This window comes from Marinobacter sp. tcs-11 (assembly GCF_002049515.1).
Taxonomy (GTDB): domain Bacteria; phylum Pseudomonadota; class Gammaproteobacteria; order Pseudomonadales; family Oleiphilaceae; genus Marinobacter; species Marinobacter nauticus.
Map to the genome: position 1 here is coordinate 571682 of NZ_LLYU01000001.1, position 21081 is coordinate 592762.

Genomic DNA, 21081 nt, shown 5'->3' on the forward strand with positions numbered 1-21081 from the left:
CTGCTGCCCGGGCTCAGGCAGCGGCTGAATCTGCAGCAGTGGGCCTGCCGAGCACATCTTCGTAGAAAAAGCTCAGAGCCTGACTGGCCTGATTCAGTCGCGCCCGGGATACCCGGATCTTTTCACTCAGATAGGTCAGGAACAGCTTCTGATCCTCTTCGGCCAGATTGTCCGGATCCTTCAGATCATGAAACAGCACAAATCGGCTGATCCAGTGCAGATAGGTTTGCTCGGCGCGTTGATTCAGTTCGCGTTTGCGGATGGCGGCCTGTACCTGGCCAATCATGCCTGGGCGCGATTGCTCCAGGGCCTCAGTAATGTCCATGGTGTTTACTCGTTCAAAAGCTTGTTTTTGTTATGTTGCGCGCATCATATGACAAACGTTTGAACGGCGCAAAATTCTGGCGGGTGCGGTGCCCCGCAACCGGTGTGGCGGCGGGGCAGGGGCGTTACTTCAGGGATTCAAGTTTGTCGATGTACTGCTGCATGGCGTCATCGCTGGACATGCCCTTGAGTTTCTCCCAGGCGTCGTACTTGGCCCGGCCAACAAAATCCATCATGCCCGGACGCTTGCCGCTGACATCGCCTTCGGTGGCCTGCTTGTAAAGGGCGTAGAATTCCAGTTTCAACTCGTTGGAAGGTTTGAAATCGCCTTCCGCCGTCTGGATGTAGTTTACCGCTTCTTCGAATTTTGCTTTCAGGTCACTCATGTTGTGTCTCCGTGGTGTTGGTGGTTTTTTTCCGTTCAAACATGTTGGCAGTATAGCGACGGTGGTGGTTGGCGTCATTGACCGAAACAGCGGCTTTCCGGTCGCCCTGGCAATCTGGCAAAAGTTTGCCCAAGTACACATTTTGAGCCATCGCTGGCCAATTTTTGCTTGAGAACCCTGGGTGACCTGTGTACAGTTTTACGCGTTGTCTGCCAGGAGGGCAGGCACCAAGGATCGATACAATTGCAAATGACTTGCACAGGGAGCACGCCATGTCTGCCAAAGACGGTTCCGTTGCGCCGAAAGAGCGCATCAATATCAAGTATGTCCCCGCCACAGGCGATCAGCAGGCCGAAACCGAACTGCCACTGAAGATGTTCGTGGTTGGTGATTTCAAGGGTCACGCTGAAGAAACCCCCATTGAAGACCGTAAGGCCATTTCCGTCGACAAGAACAACTTCCGTTCTGTCATGAAGGAAGCGGGTCTGACGCTTTCCACCAGTGTTTCCAACAAGCTCGAAGACGGTGCCGACGACCTCCCCGTGAATCTCGAATTCCAGGGGCTCGAAGACTTCTCTCCGGACAGCATTGCCCGCCAGGTCCCTGAGCTCAAGAAGCTGATTGAGCTGCGTGAAGCCCTGGTTGCCCTCAAGGGCCCGCTGGGCAACGTGCCTTCGTTCCGTTCCAAGCTGCAGGAGCTGCTGGACAACGACGACGCCCGGGAAAAGCTGCTGGCTGAACTTGAGCTGGCCACCGACGGCGGCGAGTAATCGCAACACCGGAACCCGGTAACCTACACCGATTATCAATCACGTACTGAAGGGATGTGGTATGTCTGATACTGCTGTGCAGCAATCTGCTGCCTCCGAATCCGTAGCAGAAGGCTCTCTGCTTGACCAGGTCATGGCCAACAGCCGTATGGCGCCGGCCGATGAAGGCTACGATGTTGCCCGTAAAGGGGTGGCCACGTTTATTGCCAACCTGCTGAAGAGCGATGAAAAAGGCCAGCCGGTCAACAAGGCGCTGGTCGACCAGATGGTGGTCGAGCTGGATCGCAAAATCAGCGCCCAGATGGATGAGATTCTGCACGCGCCCAAGCTGCAGGAGCTGGAATCGTCCTGGCGCGGACTGAAACTGATGGTGGATCGCACCGATTTCCGCGAGAACATCAAGGTGGATATCCTCCATGCCACCAAGACCGAGCTGCTGGAAGATTTCGAATTTGCTCCGGACGTGACCCAGACCGGCTTCTACAAGCACATTTATGCCGCCGAGTATGGTCAGTTCGGTGGTGAGCCGGTGGGCGCGATTGTCGGCAACTACGCCTTCAGCCCATCAACGCCGGACATGAAGCTGCTGCAGTACGTGTCGTCGGTTGGCGCCATGTCCCACGCGCCGTTCCTGTCCTCGGTTGCACCGTCGTTCTTCGGCGTCGACAGCTACCAGGAACTGCCGGCCATCAAAGAGCTGAGCGCCGTTTTCGAAGGCCCGAAATACGCCAAGTGGCGTTCCCTGCGTGAGTCCGAAGATGCCCGTTACCTGGGCCTGACCGCACCGCGCTTCCTGCTGCGGGTGCCTTACGATCCGACTGAAAACCCGGTGCGCAGCTTCAACTACAAGGAAGATGTCTCCGGTGACCACGAGCATTACCTGTGGGGCAATACCTCCTACCTGCTGGCCACACGCCTGACCGAGAGCTTCGCCAAGTACCGTTGGTGCCCGAACATCATTGGTCCACAGAGTGGCGGTGCGGTGGAAGATCTACCGGTGCACACCTTCGAGTCCTTCGGTCAGTTGGAAGCCAAGATTCCGACTGAGGTGCTGATTACCGACCGTCGCGAATACGAGCTGGCGGAAGAAGGTTTCATCGCCCTGACCATGCGCAAGGGCAGCGATAACGCCGCGTTCTTCTCCGCCAACTCGGTGCAGAAGCCCAAGCAGTTCCCGAACACCAAGGAAGGCAAGGAAGCGGAAACCAACTACAAGTTGGGTACCCAGTTGCCGTACATGATGATCGTGAACCGCCTGGCCCACTACATCAAGGTGCTGCAGCGAGAGCAGATCGGCTCCTGGAAAGAGCGTCAGGATCTGGAGCGGGAACTGAACACCTGGATTCGCCAGTACGTGGCCGACCAGGAAAACCCGCCCGCAGACGTCCGCAGCCGCCGTCCCTTGCGTGCCGCGAAAGTGGAAGTCTCCGATGTAGAAGGCGATCCGGGCTGGTACCAAGTCTCCCTGGCAGTGCGTCCGCACTTCAAATACATGGGCGCCAACTTCGAACTCTCGCTGGTTGGCCGACTGGACAAGGATTAATCCGTGTTCGGCGGCACCGGCACTGACGGCGTTCGCAACACCGGCAGCCTGTTTGAACGGCTTGAACAGGCTGCCGCTCCTGCGGGCCAGAGCATGGGGGAGTTCACCCATGTGGTTGAGTCCATCAAGCGCCACCTGGTGCGACTGCTGAACGCCCACCCGGGCAACAGCAGCAGCGCACCGGATCTTGGCTTGCTGGATTTCAACGACGCCACGCTGGGCACTCATGACCTGAGCATCCAGATCCGCGGGGCCATCCGTCAGTGCATCGAGAAGTTTGAGCCGCGGGTTAAGCGGGTGGATGTGGTGGCCATGCCACCGGGTCCGGACCCGTTGCAGTTGAAGTTCCAGGTGACGGTCTACCTGAACGTTGCAGGAAGCGATGATCGGACGACGATAGACCTGGTATTGGATGATAAGCGGTACTACCGGGTTGTTTAGACTTGGTGGCTGGAGGAGATGGGGACACTTTTCTTCTGGGAAAAAATAACTCGCTTTGCTCAGACATCTTTTTTCCCGCCAGAAAAGCATCCCCATCCCCTCCGGCAAACCTGAGTGGAATGCGGCCGAAGTTTTTGAAGGCAGGTATGAGAGTCAGGGTGTGGGTAGTCTTTCCAAAAGTGTGCGAAGCCATGGATGGCGGAGCCCAAGCGTCCCATGGACGGGCTAGAAGCGTCTTTTGGAAAGACTACCCACATCCTGGCTCGGAGCCAGACCGAGCAGTCAAGGTGCAGTAAACATGAAGTTAAACAGGTTCTACAGGGATGAGTTGAGCTTTCTGCGGTTGCAAGGCAGGGAATTTGCCGAAGCCCACCCGCAGCTCACCCGCTTTCTGTCCGAACAGAGCACCGACCCGGACGTAGAACGGCTGCTGGAAGGCTTCGCCTTCCTGACCGGCAAACTGCGGGAAAAAGTTGAGGACGAGTTTCCGGAGCTGACTCATTCGCTGCTGAACATGCTCTGGCCCAATTATCTGCGGCCAGTGCCCAGCTGCACCATCATGCGTTTTGATCCACAGCTGCATGCCATCAGTGAACGTCAGGTTGTGGATCGTCATACCGAGATCAAGAGCCGCCCCCTGGGCGACGCCAGCCGCCAGACCCAATGCCGGTTTCGCACCTGCCGGGCGGTGGATATTTTTCCGATCAGTGTGGCCGAGGCCAATGCCGAGCACTCACGGGAAGTTTCCTCCGTGACCGTAGACCTGGCGCTGCATACGGACCAGCCACTGAATGGCATTGGCCTGGAAAATCTGCGCTTTTACCTGGGGGGCGACAACCACACGGCAGAGACTCTGTATCTGTGGCTGAACCATTACCTCAGCCGTATGGAGCTGGTGGTGGGCGACCGTGTGGTCAGTCTGCCTTCATCCCTGTTGCAGCCGGTTGGCTTTGCGGCAGACGAGGCGATCCTGCCTTATCCCAAGAATGCTTATGCCGGCTACCGGATTATCCAGGAGTACCTGAGTTTTCCGGAGGCCTTCCGGTTTGTTGATATCACCGGCCTGAAATCCCGGTTGCCAGCGGTGCAGGCTGATGAGATCAGTCTGCGTTTCCACTTCAGCCGGATTTTGCCCCCGGACACCCGGGTAACCCGGGACTCCATGCAGTTGTACTGCACCCCCGCGGTAAATCTGTTCAGCCACGAAGGCGAGCCCGTAGACCTGAACGGTCGCCAGACTGAATACCGTATTTCACCCTCCAGCCGCTGCCCGGAACACTACGAGGTGTTCAGTATCGAGCAGGTTGAGGGCTGGCTGGAAGGCCGTTCCGGCCGGGGTGAGCCGCGCATCTACACGGCGTTCGAGAGTTTCCAGCATGAAGTGGAGCGGGATCGCGGCCGCACCGCCCTTTACTACCGGGTACGTACCCGGGAGAGCGTGCGTGGTGATGGTTTTGATCACTACATTTCCTTTGTTCGCGGTGATGAAACCGAATGTCTGAATCGTCAGGAAGCGGTCTCGCTCACGCTCACCTGCACCAATCGCCAGTTGCCACAACAACTGGCGGTCGGGGAAGTGTGCATGGCGACCGAGAGCACACCGGCCTTTGCCGCGTTCAGCAATATCACGCGCCCGACGGCGACGCTGCGGCCGACCCTGGATGGCAGCCTGTTGTGGACGCTGATCTCCAACCTGTCATTGAACTACCTGTCGATGCTGGATGTGGATGCCCTGCGCACCGTGCTGCGAGTGTATGACTTCCGGGCACTGGTCGACCGACAGGCTGAGCGGGTGTCCCAGAAGCGGCTGGCGGGTATCACGGGCATCACCACCAAGCCGGTTGATCGCATGATTCGCGGGCTGCCGGTGCGCGGTATCCGCTCAGAGCTGCAGCTGGACCAGCATGGGTTTGCCAGTGAAGGTGACCTCTACCTGTTCGGCACGGTGTTGAGTCAGTTTTTTGCGCTTTACGCGAGTATCAATGCGTTTCACCAACTGGAAGTGGTGAATACAGACAATCAGGAACGGTACACATGGACGTTACAGCAAGGTCAGCAGCCGCTGATGTAGCCGGGCTGGAACCCGTTCTCGGCAACGCGCGGCGATACAGTTTTTTTCAGCTGGTGGATCTGATTCACCGGCACCATGGAGACGACCTGGAGCGTGGCGGTCACGATGAGCCCCGCCAGGAACGCATCCGGTTCTCGGCCTCGGCCGGCCTGGGGTTTCCCGGCAGTGACGTGGTGTCGGCGCTGTCGCCGGAGCATGAGCACGCTCCCTATCAGATGGAAGTCAGCTTCCTGGGGCTTCACGGCTCCCAGTCGCCACTGCCCGGTTATTACCTGGAAGATCTGGCCTGGGAAGCGGGCCAGAATCTCGGTGTTCGTCGGCATTTTCTGGATTTCTTCAATCACCGGCTGGTGACCCTGTTCCATCGGGCCTGGCGCAAATACCGCTACTACATCCGATTCCAGCCCGGGGCCAGCGACGGTTTTTCGGAACTGGTGTTTGCCCTGACCGGTTTGGGCGACAGTCGGCTGCGGGAAGCGACGCCGGTGAACTGGTCCAAGATGCTGGCCTATGCCGGCTTGATGGCGGGCCGGAGCCGGTCACCGGAAGTGGTCAGCGGCATCATCGGCCACTGTTTTGACCTGGACGACGTCAGCATCGAACAGTGGGTGCTGCGCAAAGTGGACATCGCTCGGGATCAGCAGACCGCGCTGGGCAGGGCCAACGCCACCCTGGGCGAAGATACGCTGGTGGGTTCGCGCATCCGGGATCGCAGCGGCAAGTTTATTCTCCGGTTGCGCAATCTGACCCGGCAGCGGTTTGCGGATTTTCTGCCCAATGGCCGGGATCACCAGCGCCTGGTCAAACTGGTGGAGTTCGCTACCCGGGAGCAGCTGGCCTATGACCTGGAGCTGCAAATGCGGCCCAAGGATATTCGCCCCATGCAACTGGGCGAGGATGTTCGCCTGGGCTGGAATTCCTTCGTAACACCGGACCGGGCCCGTGAGCGTCCGGCGGTGCGGATACAGATCAGACGTTAGGGCAGGGAGCCGGAGACGTGGCACAACAAGCAGCAGAACTGACATTAGTGATCACCAACCCGACGGAAACCGGTGGTGGCGCCAGCATTGAACATAGCTTCGGAACCCGTGGCGGTTCCATCGGCACCGCGGCCAGCGACAGCTGGCAGCTTTCTCCTCACCGTACCGGCGCTGTCGCCGGCCATGCCGAGGTGCGTTACCTGGACGGCGGCTTCTGCCTGATTGATCGCAGTGGCCGGACCTACATCAACAGCAGCAGTCAGCCTGTGGGGCGGGGCCGTCGTGCCCGGCTGAGCCACGGCGACACCGTGAGCATAGGCCGCTACCAGATACGGGCCGAGCTCTCCGGCGCACCGGCGGCTGTCAGCGAAACCGAACACAACGCACACGAAGATCACGGCCTGGTGGATGCGCCCGAGAATGGTTTACGGCATGCCGCCAACGAACAGAACCGGCCTGAAGGTCGCGAGCCTCTGGAGGGTTTGCAGCCGGCAGCCGGCGATCCGGTCAGCTGTGATCCGCTGGCGCCCTGGCAGCAAAAACCGACGCGCCCGGACGAGGAGGCTCCCGAGCTGCTGGCCAGCGACCAAGCCTGGTTTGCCCGTTCGGCTGAGGTTAGCGATGAGTACCGGGAGAACCGGGATGTGGCCATGGGCCTGCCGGTCACCCCACAACGCGAGCATAAGGAACGACAGGGAATGTCCGAAACGACACGAAACATGCGGGAGGTCAGCCGCCAGCACATCAGTGGTGCACCACTGCTCCGGGGGCTGGATGCGGATATTGATTTTGCCGACAGCGACGAAATGCGGCTGTTTCTGGAGGAAGCCGGGCAGACCCTGAAGGCAACGGTGGAAGGATTGCTGGCGCTGCATCAGGGCGAAGACAGCCGTCACCAGGCGCTGCGGACCCGCTTGCAGCCCATCGAGGACAACCCGCTGCGGCTGGCCAACGACTATCCGGACACCATTCAGACTCTGTTTGCCGCCCAGCGCAGTCCGGTGCATCTGTCGGCCCCCGCTGCTGTCCGTGAGAGCCTGGAAAGCCTGAATCACCACCAGCAGGCCACCCGTGAAGCCATTCGCGAGGCGCTGGAAGCCATTCTGCACGCCTTCTCACCGGAAGCCTTGTTGCGCCGGTTTCACGGCTATCGCCGTGGTTTGCAGGACAACGAAGACGAGGGCCGCTGGGCCTGGGATATGTACCAACACTATTACCGTGAACTGAAATCCAGTCGTCAGCAGGGTTTCGAACGCCTGTTCCAGGAAGTGTTCGACCAGGCTTACGACCAACACTTGCGCCAATTACAGAGGGAGAAACTGTTGTGAAGTACTGCAAATGGAGCTTGCTGGTTGTTGCTTTGATTCTGGCGGGGTGTAGCACCCCCTACAACGCGGTGACAAAGACCGCCAAGGTGCTTTGGGATCCCGATATTCCCGTGGGTTACCCGGAAGATCTGCCCAGCCGGGTGGATCTGACCATGCTGGCGGAACCGAACGTGAACCCGAATGAATCCCTGGCACCCACCCCCATTGCGTTTCAGGTGATCGAACTGCGGGACAGCTCGCTGCTGATGGCGGGCGATTTCGACCAGCTGTTGAACGATCTGGAGGACTCTCTGGGCCAGAACTACGTGGATCACAGCGATTACAGTCTGGTGCCCGGCCAGTTCAAGTTTGTCGAGCCCTTTGAGGTCAGTACCGATACCCGCTACATCGCTGTGATTGCCTTTTACGCCTACCCGAACCTGTCCCAGTGGAAAAAAGTGGTGAAGGTCGACCCGATTGGCGGACGGTATCACCTGCTGGTGAACCTGCGCGAACGTGAAGTGCAACTCAGACGGTCGGATGAAAGCTAATGGCAGTCACGAATCGAGTGGTCTGGAGTGATGGGCTGTTCATCAAGCCCCAGCACTTCCAGCAACAGCAACGCTATCTGGAACACCAGATTAACGAGCGGGCTCTGGCCGTCTCGGACTATCTGTTCGGGTTCAGCGATCTGGAGCTCAATGCCGAATACCTGAGCTTTGGCCGGGTCGGGCTGGTGCGGGCCTCCGGACTGTTTCCGGACGGAACCCGGTTCAACCTGCCTCAGGACGATGTGATGCCGGAGCCGCTGGAGATCACCGATGCCTCGGTGGCCAATCAGGTGGTCTATCTGGCTTTACCTCTGGGCAGCGATAGCCTGGCCGAAGTTGAATGGCCGGAAGCGCCCGTGGCCGGCCGGTTCCAGGCGCAGCCGGTGGAAGTGCGGGATCTGCATTCCATTGACGGCGATGCTCACACCATCGATGTGGGGCGGGTGGCTCCGCGCCTGATGCTGGAGCGGGAAGATCGCAGTGCCTATGCAGCACTGGCCATTGGCCGGATTCTGGAAAAACGTCCCGATGGCAGCCTGGTGATGGACCCGAACTTCCTGCCGACCATGCTCAGCGTGCGCTCAGCGCCAAGGCTTCAGCGCTTTGTCGGTGAGATGGCGGGTTTGATGCAGGAACGGGCCCGTAACATTGCCGAACGGGTGGGCGCGCCCGGGCAGGGTGGTGTCGCCGATGTCTCGGATTTCATGCTGCTGCAGATGCTGAACCGGGCGCACCCGCGTTTCATGCACCTGGCACGGCTGCGTCAGCTGCACCCGGAGCGTTTGTACGAAGCGCTTCTGGAGCTGTGTGGGGAGCTGGTCACCTTTACCGATGAAAGCCGTTTGCCGAGGGAATTCACCCCTTACGATCACGATCTGCCGGAAGGCTGTTTCAGCCCGCTGATGCAGATTCTAAGGCAGGCCTTGAGCACGGTCCTGGAGCCCCGGGCGCTGTCGATTGCCCTGCAGCAGCGCCAGTACGGACTCACCGTCGCACCGGTTCAGGATGGCCAGTTGATGAACGACGCCGAGTTCATTCTGGCGGTCAAAGCCGATATGCCACTGGACGACCTGCGCAAACAGTTTGTTCAGCAGTGCAAGGTGGCCTCCGTGGAGAAGATTCGGGATCTCATCAGCCTCCAGCTGCCGGGTATCCCACTGTCGGCACTTCCGGTGGCCCCGCGTCAGTTGCCCTACCACGCCGGTTTTGTGTATTTCCGATTGGACGATCAAAGCCAGGCCTGGCAGATGCTGGACAACGCCAGTGGATTTGCCTTCCACGTGGCGGGCAGCTTCCCGGGGCTGGAGATGCAATTCTGGGCAATCAGGAGCTAAATCATGGCAGATGCACCGGTAATGGACAGACCAGACAACACCAGGGATTCGGGTGATCGTGCATTCAGCGACCTTTTGTTTGCAGATAGCGGCGCCGGCCAGTCGCCGGTTGAATCCGATGACAGCAGCTTCCAGCTTCGTGGCCTGGAAGATAACCGGCTGATTGACGCCGCCACCCCGCTGCTGGGACTGGTTATTCGGGTGCGGCGACTGGCGGATTTCCGCGAGGTGGAAACCCTGTACCAGCAGGTAGTGGACGAAGTCGCCGCCGTTGACCGGGAACTGGTGGAGCAGGGCTATGAGCGCCCCACGGTGGTGGCCTACCGCTACGTGCTGTGCGCCTTCATCGACGAGGCTGTGCTGGGTACCGACTGGGGCGCCCACAGCGTCTGGTCCCAGCATTCGCTGCTCAGCCGATTTCATAACGAAACCTGGGGTGGCGAAAAGGTGTTTGCCATCCTGGCCCGCATGGAAAAAGAGCCGACTCGTTACCGGGACATGCTCGAGTTCATCTATCTGTGCCTGTGTCTGGGTTTTGAGGGTCGCTACAAGGTCATGGAAAACGGTCGGGACGAATACGAACAGGTGGTTCGTGGCCTCTATGACCAGCTTCGGGAACTGCGTGGCGACCGCGACAGCCGGCCGCTGGCCGACGCTACGGAAAACCTGATGCCGGCCCGCAACCGCCTGCGCAGCGGCCTGCCTTTGTGGGGTATTGGTGGCCTGTTTGTGGCGGCCATGGCCGGGATCTATTCGCTCTATAACATGGCGCTGAACGAACGCATCAGGGATGTGCTCAGCGTTCTGGAACAACTACCGAAATAAGGACATCACTGTGATTCGGGTAGAACTGCCGGCGCTGATCGGGCGCCTTAACGACATTTCACGCCAGGCTCTGGAAGCCTCCGCGGCCCTGTGCATCAGCCGTCAGGGCGCCGAGATTACCCCGGCGCACCTGCTGTTCAAACTGCTGGAAACGCCGTTCTCGGATGTGCGCCAGATTCTGGAACACACCGGCATCAACCACCAGCAACTGCAACCCGTGGTGGGTGACAGCCTGAACGGCGAACCTCAGACCGCCGAACCGTATCCGTCGTTCTCGCCGCTGCTGGTAGAACTGATGCAGGACGCCTGGCTGCTGGCCTCCACCGAACTCGGCCATACCGAACTGCGTTCCGGCGCGGTGTTCCTGGCCCTGCTGATGAACGCCGATCGCTACTTGATGCCCCGGGTGGCGCAGGCGCTGGTGGACATCAACCGGGAACAGCTGCGCAAGCAGTTTGATCGGGTAACCGAGGGTTCTGTGGAGCGTCCGCAGCTGACGGAAAGCGGTGGTGCCAGGCCAGCGGTTGAAGCCGATATGGACCCGCTCAAACGTTATGCCACTGACTTCACCAAGCTGGCCCGGGAAGACAAACTGGACCCCGTGGTGTGTCGCGATGCCGAGATCGATCAGATGATCGATATCCTATGCCGTCGCCGCAAGAACAACCCCATCGTGGTGGGCGACGCAGGCGTGGGCAAAAGCGCCGTGGTGGAGGGCCTGGCCCTGCGCATCGTTAACGGTGACGTGCCGGACCGCCTGAAGAACGTCGAACTCTGGACCCTGGACATGGGTGCCCTGCAGGCTGGTGCTTCGGTGAAGGGCGAGTTTGAAAAACGCCTGAAGGGCGTAATCGAAGCCGTGAAAGGTTCGGCGACCCCGATCATCCTGTTCATCGACGAAGCTCACACCCTGATCGGTGCGGGTAACAGCGAAGGTGGCTCCGACGCTGCCAACCTGCTGAAGCCAGCCCTGGCCCGTGGCGAACTGCGCACCATTGCTGCCACCACCTGGCGCGAGTACAAGAAATACTTCGAAAAAGACCCGGCTCTCAGCCGCCGGTTCCAACCGGTGGCCCTGGACGAGCCAACGCCGGGCGAAGCCGTCCACATCCTCCGTGGCCTGCGCACGGTCTACGAAAAAGCCCATCAGGTACTGATCGCGGACAGCGCCCTTAAAGCCGCCGCAGAAATGTCCGCCCGTTACCTGGCCGGTCGCCAGCTGCCGGACAAGGCCATCGATGTTCTCGATACCGCCTGCGCCCGGGTCAGCCTGAACCTGAGTACACCGCCACGCCGTCTCAGTCATGTGCGCAGTGAACTGCACCAACTGGCCATGGAGCAGGAGCTTCTGAGCCGGGAACACACGCTTGGCCAGAACGTGGATGCCGAGCGCGAACAGGCCCTGGAGCAGAAGATTGCTGACCTGACCGCCGAATCCGGAGCGCTGGAACAAAGCTGGAATGACCAGAGGGAGCTTGTTGCCCGGCTGGTCGAGATCCGTGAACAGCTGTTGGTGGGGGATGTCGAGCGCGAAACCGCAGATGACGTTGCTGTTGAGTTGGCCGAGAGCGATCGCGAAGAACGCCCGGACCTGAAAAGCGAAGCCGCCGCCATCGAACAGGAACTGGCTGAACTCCAGGCCGACGAACCGTTGGTACACGCCCGGGTGGACGCCCGCCAGGTAGCCGAAGTCATCGCTGACTGGACCGGCATCCCGGTTAATCGCATGACCACCGACGAGCTGGAAAAAATCACCCACCTGCCGGCGTACCTGCAGGCCCATATCAAAGGCCAGGACACGGCCATCGACTGCCTGCATCAGCACCTGCTCACCGCCCGCGCCGACTTGCGCCGGCCGGGTCGCCCCATGGGCGCCTTCCTGCTGGTAGGCCCCAGTGGTGTGGGCAAAACCGAAACCGTGGTGCAACTGGCTGAACTGCTCTACGGCGGCCGCCAGTTCCTCACCACCATCAACATGTCCGAATACCAGGAGAAACACACCGTCTCCCGCCTGATCGGCTCGCCCCCAGGCTACGTCGGATTCGGAGAAGGCGGCATCCTCACCGAAGCCATCCGCCAGAAGCCTTATTCCGTGGTGCTGCTCGACGAAGTCGAAAAAGCCCACCCGGAAGTGCTTAACCTGTTCTACCAGGCTTTCGACAAAGGCGAACTGGCTGACGGAGAAGGCCGGTTGATCGACTGCAAGAACGTGGTCTTTTTCCTGACCTCCAACCTCGGCTTCCAGACCATCGTCAATCACGCCGAAGAGCCGGAGAAAATCGAAGAAGCGCTGTACCCGGAACTGGCCAACTTCTTCAAGCCGGCGTTGCTCGCGCGGATGGAAGTGGTGCCCTACCTGCCGCTGGGAGAAGACACTCTTAACCGCATCGTCGGCGACAAACTCCAGCGCCTTGCGGATCAGATTCAAGCTCGCTACCACACCGATGTGGAACTGGAAGACGGCCTGGTCGAAGCCATCCGCAGCCGCGCCACCAGAAGTGAAAACGGCGCGCGGATGCTGGAGTCGATCATCGAAGGCGAACTGCTGCCACCGGTGTCGCTGGCGCTGCTGGAAAAACTGGCGGCCAGGGAGCCGGTGACGAAGGTGACGCTTGGGGTTACTGAAAACAAGTTCACGGGCACAGTCGCCTGACTTTCGGGCTAACTGAATCGTAGCGCACCGTGGGGGATAGCTTTCCAAAACCCTGCGGAGCCATGGGTGAAGGGCGAAAGCCCTTCACGGGTTGGCCAGGGATGGCCAAGACAGGACCCTCACTGCGACGCAGGAGCAGTAAGCAGTGAGGGGCGGAGCGGAGCTTACAAGGATGTATTCACAGCGTGTTTTGGAAAGCCACCCCGCAGGATGCGCGGGCGACGATCTCCTAAGTAATTATTCTGGGAATGAAAGCATGGGAAGGATGCAGAAGGAACTGCACACCGGCATCGATCTGGCGGTGGCACTGATCAAACAGGACACACTGCCAGCGCTGTTGAACACCGCCACCCGCCAACTCGAAAGCGCCTTCGGGCTCAGCAAGTGCTGGGCGCTGGAACTCGACCTCAGCGGCCGGACCCTGCACTGCAGCAAACTGGACGAAGCGGGCGAGTTTGATTGTAACGACTTCAGCCACCCCTTTGCCCACGTGCTGCAGACAGGCCAGCCGCGGGAACTCACCCGTGCTGCCAGCTATCGCCTGGATCATGCCGGCTTCCAGACGCTCCTGGAACTCAGTGGCCGTCCAAGAAGCTTCTGGCTGGAGCCACTAAAAGGCGAAGATGGCCGCACCCTCGGTATGCTCGTGTTGTGCGGCGACCACCCGGACTGGCAGGGCATCGTCACGCAGCCACTTTACAGCGGCCTGAAGCAACTGCTGGTGCATCAATGGATCAGCCAGCTGCAAACCCGTGACCAGGTGTGGCAACGGCGGCTGCTCAAGCGCTCCCTGGACCACCTGCACGATGCCGAAAGCCTGCGCCAGCGCTGCAGCCAGTTAGCCTATACCCTGGTTGGCAATTCCGAAGCCATGACCCACCTCCGGGCCCAGGTGGTGCGAGCGGCTGGCAGCCAGCTGTCTGTGCTGATTCAGGGCGAAACCGGTTGTGGCAAAGATGTGGTGGCCCGGGGCATCCACGATATGTCCGACCGTGCCAGTGGGCCTCTGGTGGTGGTCAACTGTGCCGCCATCCCGGACACCTTGTTGGAGAGTGAACTGTTTGGTCACACCAAGGGTGCCTTCTCCGGTGCCGACCAGGCCAAAGAAGGTCTGCTGGCCCAGGCCAACGGCGGCACCCTGTTTCTGGATGAGATTGGCGATATGCCCATGGCACTGCAATCCAAATTGTTGCGGGTGCTGGAAAGCCGACAGTTCCGGCCATTGGGTGCCCGGGAAGAGCAACATTCGGATTTCCGCCTGGTGGCGGCCACCCATCAGCCGCTTCAGGAGGGCATTGAGGATGGCCGGTTCAGGCGGGACCTGTTCTACCGCCTCAGCCAGTTTCCCCTGCGCGTTCTGCCACTGCGGGAACGCAGTGAAGATCTGGAAGCGCTCAGCCGTCACTTCATCCGGCTCTACACCGAGCGCGAGGGCAGTGGCCCGCTGGGCATCAGCAGCCATGCCCTGAGCGCGCTGGCCGACTACAACTTCCCGGGCAATGTCCGGGAACTGCGCAACATCATCGAACTGGCCTGTCTGCAGACCCCGGCCGGTGACGACATTCAGCCGGAAGTCCTGCGCCTGGACGATCTGTTTGCCGACTCCCCGGAGTCGACCATGGCTTTCGTGGAAGCCAAAACCATTCCGGGCGTACCTCCGGCCGATGATATCCGCGATCTGAAAGCCGCCGCCCAGGCCTTTGAGGCCGCCATCATCCGCGAACGTCTGCGCCAGTATGGCGGCAATCGCGCTCAGGCCGCGGAAAGCCTGGGCCTGCCAAAACGCACACTGGCCCATAAATGTCTGAAGTATCAGGTAACCGACGTATGACCCTGAAAGACCTGAACCGATTGCCCTTGATGGTCCTGTTGCTGGTGAGTGCCAGCAGTTGGGCCGATACCCGCCTGGTGGAAGCCGGGGCCTGCACTGAACAACCGAACCGGCTGGAACGTCTGGCCTGTTTTGATGAGGTGTTCGGTACGCCGTTGGCGCAGTACGAGGCCGGCCAGCATCCGGCATTGGTGAACCAGTCTGAGCGCTGGCGCCGGGTGTTTGCACAGGCCAGCGGGAACGATGCCGGCGGGGTGGTCTATCGCGACACCGGCAGCGCGGCGGGTCATCTGGTGACGGTGACCGCGCTCGGGGTAAAACCTCCACGCCCGGTGCTGTCGCTGCAGTGCCACAACAACATCACCGAGCTGGCCATCATGCTGCCGGAGCCACTGGATCGCGAGCGAGTCGACGTAACTCTGGGGCCCCATCGGGCACACTGGCGGGTTCGGGATGAAGGTTTGGTGGTCAGCGCGGGTCGCGGCCTGCCCGCTATCCGCACCGTACTGGATGTGGTCAACCAGCCGGATGTGCGCCTGCAGGCGGGAGTTCGGGAGCTTGATGGCCTGCTGTTTGACCTCAACGGCTTTGCTGAGGCGATCAAGCCTTTGCGCCAGACCTGTGGCTGGTAAGGAGTGATGGCATGCAGGTGATTGAACAGCATCCTTACGTGGATCAGGTACTGAACCCGATCCCAGGTGACACCGGGGTAGGCGAAAGCCTGGCTGAAGACAGCACGCTGGAGTTTCTCGAAGACGAGATCATGAAAGTGGGCTCGCTGGCCCACAACGACATCGACTGGCACAAGGTTGAAAGCGAAGCACTGAAACTGCTGGCGGATCGCAGCAAGGACATCAAGGTGCTGGGTTTTGTCATGCTCAGCCTGCAACGTGGCGGCGATGGTGAACGGTTTGCCCTGTCGCTGTACCTGCTGCATCGGGTGCTGGACGACTGGTGGGAAAACGCCTGGCCCTATCCCGGTGCCAAGGGGCAGCGGGCCCGCAAGATGCTGTTTACCCAGATGCTGCAGCGGGCCCTCAAAGCGGTCGAGAGCCTGAACTTTGATGCCAGCGTAGGAGATGGTCGTCAGTTCTGTCTGGACCTGGTTGAGAAACTGGACACCCAGGCGAAAGACCGGGATTTGCCTGACGACGCCCTGTTCGACCTGAAGCGGGCCGTGGAAAAGTTGCCCAAGCCGGACCAGACCACCGCGCCCCGGACGGCGTCTGAAAGCTCCCCGACAAACAAACAGGAGAGCACGGCCAGCTCATCGCCCTCCAGCTCGGCCAGTTCCAACACTACGGCCGCGTCGCTGGGCAATCTGACACTGGACCCGAGTAATGAGCGTGCGACCCGGCAGAGTCTGCTCAAGGTCGCCGAACTGCTGACCAGCAGCGAACCGGACAACGCCCTGGGCTACCGGATGCGTCGGTATGCCATCTGGCAGAGTATCACCAGCCTGCCGCCAACCCGGGATGGCAAGCGCACAGATCTGGCAGCCGTCAGCGCAGACCGGGTGGCCGAGTACAGGGAAGCTCTGGAGAAAACACCGGACCTGGAACTGTGGCAGCGCATTGAACAAAGCCTGTCGGTCAGCCCGTTCTGGCTCGATGGCCACTGGCTCAGCGCCCGGGCGGCCATGGCCCTTGGCAATACCGATTGCGCGGAGGCCATCCGGGAAGCCCTGAAAGCGTTTGTCGACCGCCTGCCGCAACTGGCCGAGCTCACCTTCAACGATGGCACACCGTTTCTCAGTGACGATGGTGCAGATTGGTTGCACACAGCCCCGGCAGCTGGCAAAGGAACGGGCGCAGGTGCCAATCCCTGGGAGCAGGCATTCGACGGTGCGCTTGAGCTGGTGCGGCAGAACAAACTGGCGCCGGCCATGGAACTGCTGGAGCAGGGTCTGGCCGATGCCCGGGAGCCGCGCGAGCGCTTCTACTGGCGCCTGGCCACGGCCCGGCTGCTCAAGGAAACCGGCCTGAAAGCCCTGGCCGCCGAACAGATTCAGGATCTGAAAAACCAGATCCAGGGGCGGGTTCTCGAAGACTGGGAACCGGCTCTTATAAAACAACTGGAACGACTGGCGTAACGCCCGCAAGACGCAACGAACGCAGGAATGGAAACCATGTGGAGAAAAGCATTACTCATTGGTCGTTGGCTTCTGCCCTACATCCGCAGCGCCGCCCCCGTCACCCTGGCTCTGGGGGTAATTGCCCTGCTGGTAGCCACCTGGTGGCTGGGGCCACGCCTGGAAATCAACGGCGACTACCCGTTGATGGCCTGGCAGATGCGTGCTCTGGTCACCCTCGGGGTGGTCCTGCTGGTGGTGATGGTCTGGGGTACCATGCTGGCCCGTCGCCTGGGTAAAGTGAACAAGGCCAAGGCCGAGGAGCAGCGGGAGCAGGAAGACCCGATTCTGCCCATGGAGCGTCGCCAACAGCGGTTGCTGGACCGCCAGCTGCAGGCGTTGAAAAGCAATCTGCCGGGTCGCAAGGGCCTGTACCGTCTGCCCTGGTATCTGGTGATGGGCCTGGAAGATGCCGGTAAGACCAGCCTGATTCAGCGTGCCGGGCAAACCTATACCCTGACCAACGTCACCCGTAACAACCGGGGCGACCGTAACCCGTTCAGTTTTGACTGGTGGATTGGCGACAACGGTGTCCTGATCGACCCGGATGGCGAACTGCTGAGCCAGAACCAGGGCGAGGGTGCCACCGGTGAAATCCAGAGCCGGCTGTGGAACCACTTTATCGCCTGGCTGGAACGCAGTCGGCCCCAGCGGCCGCTCAATGGCGTTATCCTGGCTGTGGATCTTGCGCGCCTGAGCGCCGCCAACGAACAGCAGCGTGAAGCCCACGCCATTCTGCTGCGCACCCGCCTGCGGGAGCTGATGGAACAGCTTGGGTCCCGGCTGCCGGTGTATGTGACCTTCACCAAGATGGATCTGATGTACGGATTTGCGCCGTTTGTCCGTACTCTCAGCAAGGCGGAGAAGGATAAGGCCCTGGGGTTCACCTTCAGGCTGGACGGCCAGCAGGATCAGGACCAGTGGCTGGAACAGTTTGCCGAGCGTTACGCCGATATGGTGGATGAGCTCACCGAACGCCTGCCGGACGTGCTGGCCAACACCCGTGATAACGAAGAACGGGCGGCGGCTTATTCGTTCACCCGCCAGTTGGCGGGCCTGAAGCCGGCCATGGAGCAGTTCCTGACGGATTTGCTGTCGGCGGATGCTTTCTCCACGCCGGCACTGGTACGCGGTACCTACTTCACCTCGGTGTTGCAGGAAGGTGTGCCCGAGGACGCCTTTGTCTCCGCTGCTGCCCGGAACTACCAGATGTCCGACCCGATTCAGCCGGCCCAGCGTGGTGGCCAGTCTGCGAGCCTGTTCACCAAGGGCCTGTTCCCCGAAATCATCTATCCTGAGGCGGGCCTGGCCGGGGATAACCGGCGGGTGGTGCGCCAGCGTCATCGACGGGTGGCAGTAGCCGCTGTGGTGGCCCTGGCCGCCGGTGCGGGCATGACCGCGGGCTGGCAGCATTATTTTCTCCAGAATGCCGAAGCGGCCGCCCAGGTGGAAAACCGGGTGAAAAGCTATCTGAACGACTGGCAACCGGTTGGCTACGAGCCGGACACCACCGGCCGTAATCTGCTGCAACCGCTGGATGAGCTGCGGGATGCCACGCTGGCCTTCGGCGATTACCGCAAGGAGTGGCCGCTGGTGACCGATATGGGGCTGTACCAGGGGCATAAGGTGGGCCCGGAAGTGGATAAGGCCTACCTGAACATGTTGGCCTATCAATACCTGCCTGCGCTGATGTTTGGCGTGATGGAGGAAATGGGCCAGGCCCCGGATAACAGCACTGAGCGGCTCGAACACCTGCGCGTGCTGCGGATGCTTTACGATGCCAGCGGCCGCCGTACCGACATCGTGTCCGGATACATGCGTGAATACTGGCAGGCCCGTTTCCCCGGCCAGCGCGATGTGCAGAATCGCCTGTATGGGCACCTGCAATACGCCATGGCCCACACTGACCTGTCGGACCTGGCAGCCAACGGCGACCCAACCGCCACTATGGCTCTGGCGCCCTTCCGCAGCAGTGTTGAATGGGCGCAGCACGAGCTTGGTCGGATCAGCACCTCAGACCGCGTATACCGCGAGCTGGAGAACGAGGCCAGCCGTGATTTCCCGACACCACTGGAACTGGCCCGCAGCTCCGGCCCGGCGTTCTCGACTGTGTTCACACGCCTGGACAGTTACGGCGAACCGCTTGCCGAGGATGTGCCGTCTGCTGAGGATCCGCTCTCGATACCAGCGTTGTTGACCCGGGAGGGCCTGGAAAAATGGTTCTTGCGGGAATCCGGATCGGTCACCGAACTGGCCTTGATTGACGCCTGGGTGCTGGGCCGTCGGGATGATGTTGATTTCAGCAAGGCCGATGAAGCCGAACTGCTGGCCAGCCTGCAAACGCTGTACGCCGAGCACTATGCCGAGGCCTGGCGCACAGCGCTGAGCCGGCTGGATATCCATCGGTTTGAGGACCTGAACCACGGCGTTCGTATTCTCGACAGCCTGACCAGCGGCCATCAGCCACTGGCCCGATTGCTGGCGCAGGTGCGGGAAAACACCCGCCTGATTCCGGTAGGTGAAGGCGAAGCGGAAGCCGCACGCAAGTTGCTTGAGCAATCCCCCCATTACCGCATGCTGCAGGACATAGAACGCCAGTTCAGCGACCTGAACCAGCTTACCCGCAAACAGGGTGAGGAGCCGTCTGGGCTGGAGGAAGTCATGCTGGTGGTGGGTGAGCTGCATGAATACATGCGAAACATCCAGGAATCCCCGGATACCGGCAAAGCCGCCCTCAGTGCCGCCCGTGCCCGCATGGGCCTGCAGGGCGCCGACCCTATCTTCACCCTGCAGCGCATGGCCGGCCATCAGCCGGAACCCTTGAACCGGATACTGAACCGCCTGGCCACCGAAAGCTGGCGGGTGGTTCTGGACAGTGCGGTAGCCCAGTTGGAGCGTGACTGGTATCGCGAGGTTTATCAGCCATTCCAGCAGAACCTGGCCCGGCATTATCCGTTTACCCAGGGGGCAGGGCGTGATGCCGCACTCCAGGACTTCGAGCGCTTCTTCGCGCCGGACGGTATTCTGGAAACCTTCTACAACGACAACCTGAAGCTGTTCCTGGAAGACCATCCGGAACATGTGGGCGATGCCCGCCGGGCCAGCCTGGTGCGACGGGACGTGGTTGCTGCGCTGGACCGTGCCCGACAGATTCGCCAGGCGTTCTTCACCCGCAGCGGTACGCTGGATGTGGAATTCGCGCTGGAGCCCCTGAACCTCAGCAACAACAAACGTCGCTCGGTGGTGAACATCGATGGCCAGCTGGTGGAGTTCTCCCATGGCCCCAGCCAGAGCATTCCGCTAGTGTGGCCGAACACCCTGCGGGACACCGTAGAGAGCCGGGTAACGCTGGTGCCGATTCAGGTTAACCGCTCGCCCCGGAGCATTTCCGAGAGCGGTCCCTGGGCACTGTTCCGGTTGCTGGGTAAAGCGGACATCACCGGTGTCAGCAGCAATGCGGTGGACGTGAAGTTCACGGTGGATGACGGGGAAATGCGTTATCGCCTGCACGCGGCCAGCAATACCAACCCGTTCACAGAGCAATTGCTATCAGGGTACCGCATACCCCGCAGCTTGTATTAAACTGTGTCCCGTCGCCCGGGTTTGTGCCCGGGTTGGCGGGAGCCGGCACCCGGATGGCGCAGGCTGAAAACGGATACATTCAATCTTCAGGGATCGAAGTCATGCCCCAGGCAAGCGGATTGCAGTTCACCGCCCGTGTAGGCGAATTCCCCTCGGATCACTTTGTCGTTGTCGGCTTCGCGCTGACCGAACGGCTGTCTGATCTGTTCCATGGCCGGTTGCAACTGGCCAGCACCGACCCGGATGTGGCCGCCGCCGATGTACTGGAACAGCCGGTAGACCTGGTGGTGTGGCAGGACGGCCAGCCCCTGCGCCGGTTTACCGGCGTGGTGAACGAATTTATGCGGGGCGA

At 60.7% G+C, this 21081-nt stretch carries 17 protein-coding genes; 15 read left to right on the forward strand and 2 right to left on the reverse strand.

The annotated features are described in order from the left end of the window. Window positions 1–13: 13 nt before the first annotated feature. Together ARC85_RS02560 and ARC85_RS02565 are read right to left on the reverse strand one after the other, a co-directional pair. Window positions 14–325 (reverse strand): site-specific integrase, encoded by a 312-nt coding sequence (locus ARC85_RS02560; protein WP_228224237.1) that lies wholly within the window; start codon window positions 323–325, stop codon window positions 14–16. Window positions 326–449: 124 nt separating this feature from the next. Then, entirely contained in the window at window positions 450–710 is a 261-nt protein-coding gene (locus tag ARC85_RS02565) for an acyl-CoA-binding protein (protein ID WP_011787138.1), read from the reverse strand. A 272-nt stretch (window positions 711–982) separates the two neighbouring features. Here ARC85_RS02565 and tssB point away from each other — a divergent pair, with 272 nt between their 5' ends. The 15 genes from tssB to ARC85_RS02640 form a co-directional block, all read left to right on the forward strand. Further along, window positions 983–1480: a type VI secretion system contractile sheath small subunit gene (gene tssB / locus ARC85_RS02570; RefSeq protein WP_011787137.1), complete on the forward strand. Its 498-nt coding sequence runs from the start codon at window positions 983–985 to the stop codon at window positions 1478–1480. Window positions 1481–1541: 61 nt separating this feature from the next. Then, on the forward strand, window positions 1542–3023 hold the full coding sequence (gene tssC, locus ARC85_RS02575) for a type VI secretion system contractile sheath large subunit (protein WP_011787136.1): 1482 nt from the start codon (window positions 1542–1544) through the stop codon (window positions 3021–3023). A gap of 3 nt (window positions 3024–3026) precedes the next feature. After that, window positions 3027–3464: a type VI secretion system baseplate subunit TssE gene (tssE, locus tag ARC85_RS02580; protein WP_011787135.1), complete on the forward strand. Its 438-nt coding sequence runs from the start codon at window positions 3027–3029 to the stop codon at window positions 3462–3464. Window positions 3465–3762: 298 nt separating this feature from the next. Continuing rightward, complete coding sequence (gene tssF / locus ARC85_RS02585) at window positions 3763–5535, forward strand: type VI secretion system baseplate subunit TssF (RefSeq protein WP_199451588.1); 1773 nt, start codon at window positions 3763–3765, stop codon at window positions 5533–5535. Next, window positions 5499–6515, forward strand: a complete 1017-nt coding sequence (gene tssG / locus ARC85_RS02590) for a type VI secretion system baseplate subunit TssG (RefSeq protein WP_014422966.1) — start codon at window positions 5499–5501, stop codon at window positions 6513–6515. The genes tssF and tssG overlap by 37 nt, the downstream gene beginning before the upstream one ends. A gap of 17 nt (window positions 6516–6532) precedes the next feature. After that, window positions 6533–7843 (forward strand): type VI secretion system-associated FHA domain protein TagH, encoded by a 1311-nt coding sequence (gene tagH / locus ARC85_RS02595; protein WP_278350560.1) that lies wholly within the window; start codon window positions 6533–6535, stop codon window positions 7841–7843. Continuing rightward, the gene (gene tssJ, locus ARC85_RS02600) at window positions 7840–8373 is read left to right on the forward strand and encodes a type VI secretion system lipoprotein TssJ (protein ID WP_011787131.1); all 534 of its coding nucleotides are present in this window, start codon (window positions 7840–7842) and stop codon (window positions 8371–8373) included. The genes tagH and tssJ overlap by 4 nt, the downstream gene beginning before the upstream one ends. Then, a complete protein-coding gene (gene tssK / locus ARC85_RS02605) occupies window positions 8373–9707 on the forward strand; it encodes a type VI secretion system baseplate subunit TssK (RefSeq protein WP_014422964.1) in 1335 nt (444 codons plus the stop codon). The genes tssJ and tssK overlap by 1 nt, the downstream gene beginning before the upstream one ends. Window positions 9708–9710: 3 nt before the next feature. Next, on the forward strand, window positions 9711–10532 hold the full coding sequence (gene icmH / locus ARC85_RS02610; RefSeq protein ID WP_023008683.1) for a type IVB secretion system protein IcmH/DotU: 822 nt from the start codon (window positions 9711–9713) through the stop codon (window positions 10530–10532). 10 nt (window positions 10533–10542) lie between these two features. Next, on the forward strand, window positions 10543–13185 hold the full coding sequence (gene tssH / locus ARC85_RS02615; protein ID WP_286714241.1) for a type VI secretion system ATPase TssH: 2643 nt from the start codon (window positions 10543–10545) through the stop codon (window positions 13183–13185). Window positions 13186–13450: 265 nt separating this feature from the next. After that, window positions 13451–15016, forward strand: a complete 1566-nt coding sequence (locus tag ARC85_RS02620; RefSeq protein ID WP_011787127.1) for a sigma-54 interaction domain-containing protein — start codon at window positions 13451–13453, stop codon at window positions 15014–15016. Continuing rightward, window positions 15013–15648, forward strand: coding sequence for a type VI secretion system-associated protein VasI (vasI, locus tag ARC85_RS02625; RefSeq protein WP_153741735.1), 636 nt, complete (start codon window positions 15013–15015; stop codon window positions 15646–15648). Before ARC85_RS02620 ends, vasI begins: the two co-directional genes overlap by 4 nt. 11 nt (window positions 15649–15659) lie before the next feature. After that, window positions 15660–17108 carry a type VI secretion system protein TssA gene (tssA, locus tag ARC85_RS02630; protein ID WP_153741736.1) on the forward strand — a complete coding sequence of 483 codons (1449 nt, stop codon included), beginning with the start codon at window positions 15660–15662 and terminating at the stop codon, window positions 17106–17108. Between the two features lie 27 nt (window positions 17109–17135). Next, entirely contained in the window at window positions 17136–20729 is a 3594-nt protein-coding gene (gene tssM / locus ARC85_RS02635; RefSeq protein ID WP_286714242.1) for a type VI secretion system membrane subunit TssM, read from the forward strand. A gap of 101 nt (window positions 20730–20830) precedes the next feature. Beyond that, the coding region (locus tag ARC85_RS02640; protein ID WP_286714243.1) for a contractile injection system protein, VgrG/Pvc8 family at window positions 20831–21081 on the forward strand (251 nt) is incomplete at its 3' end.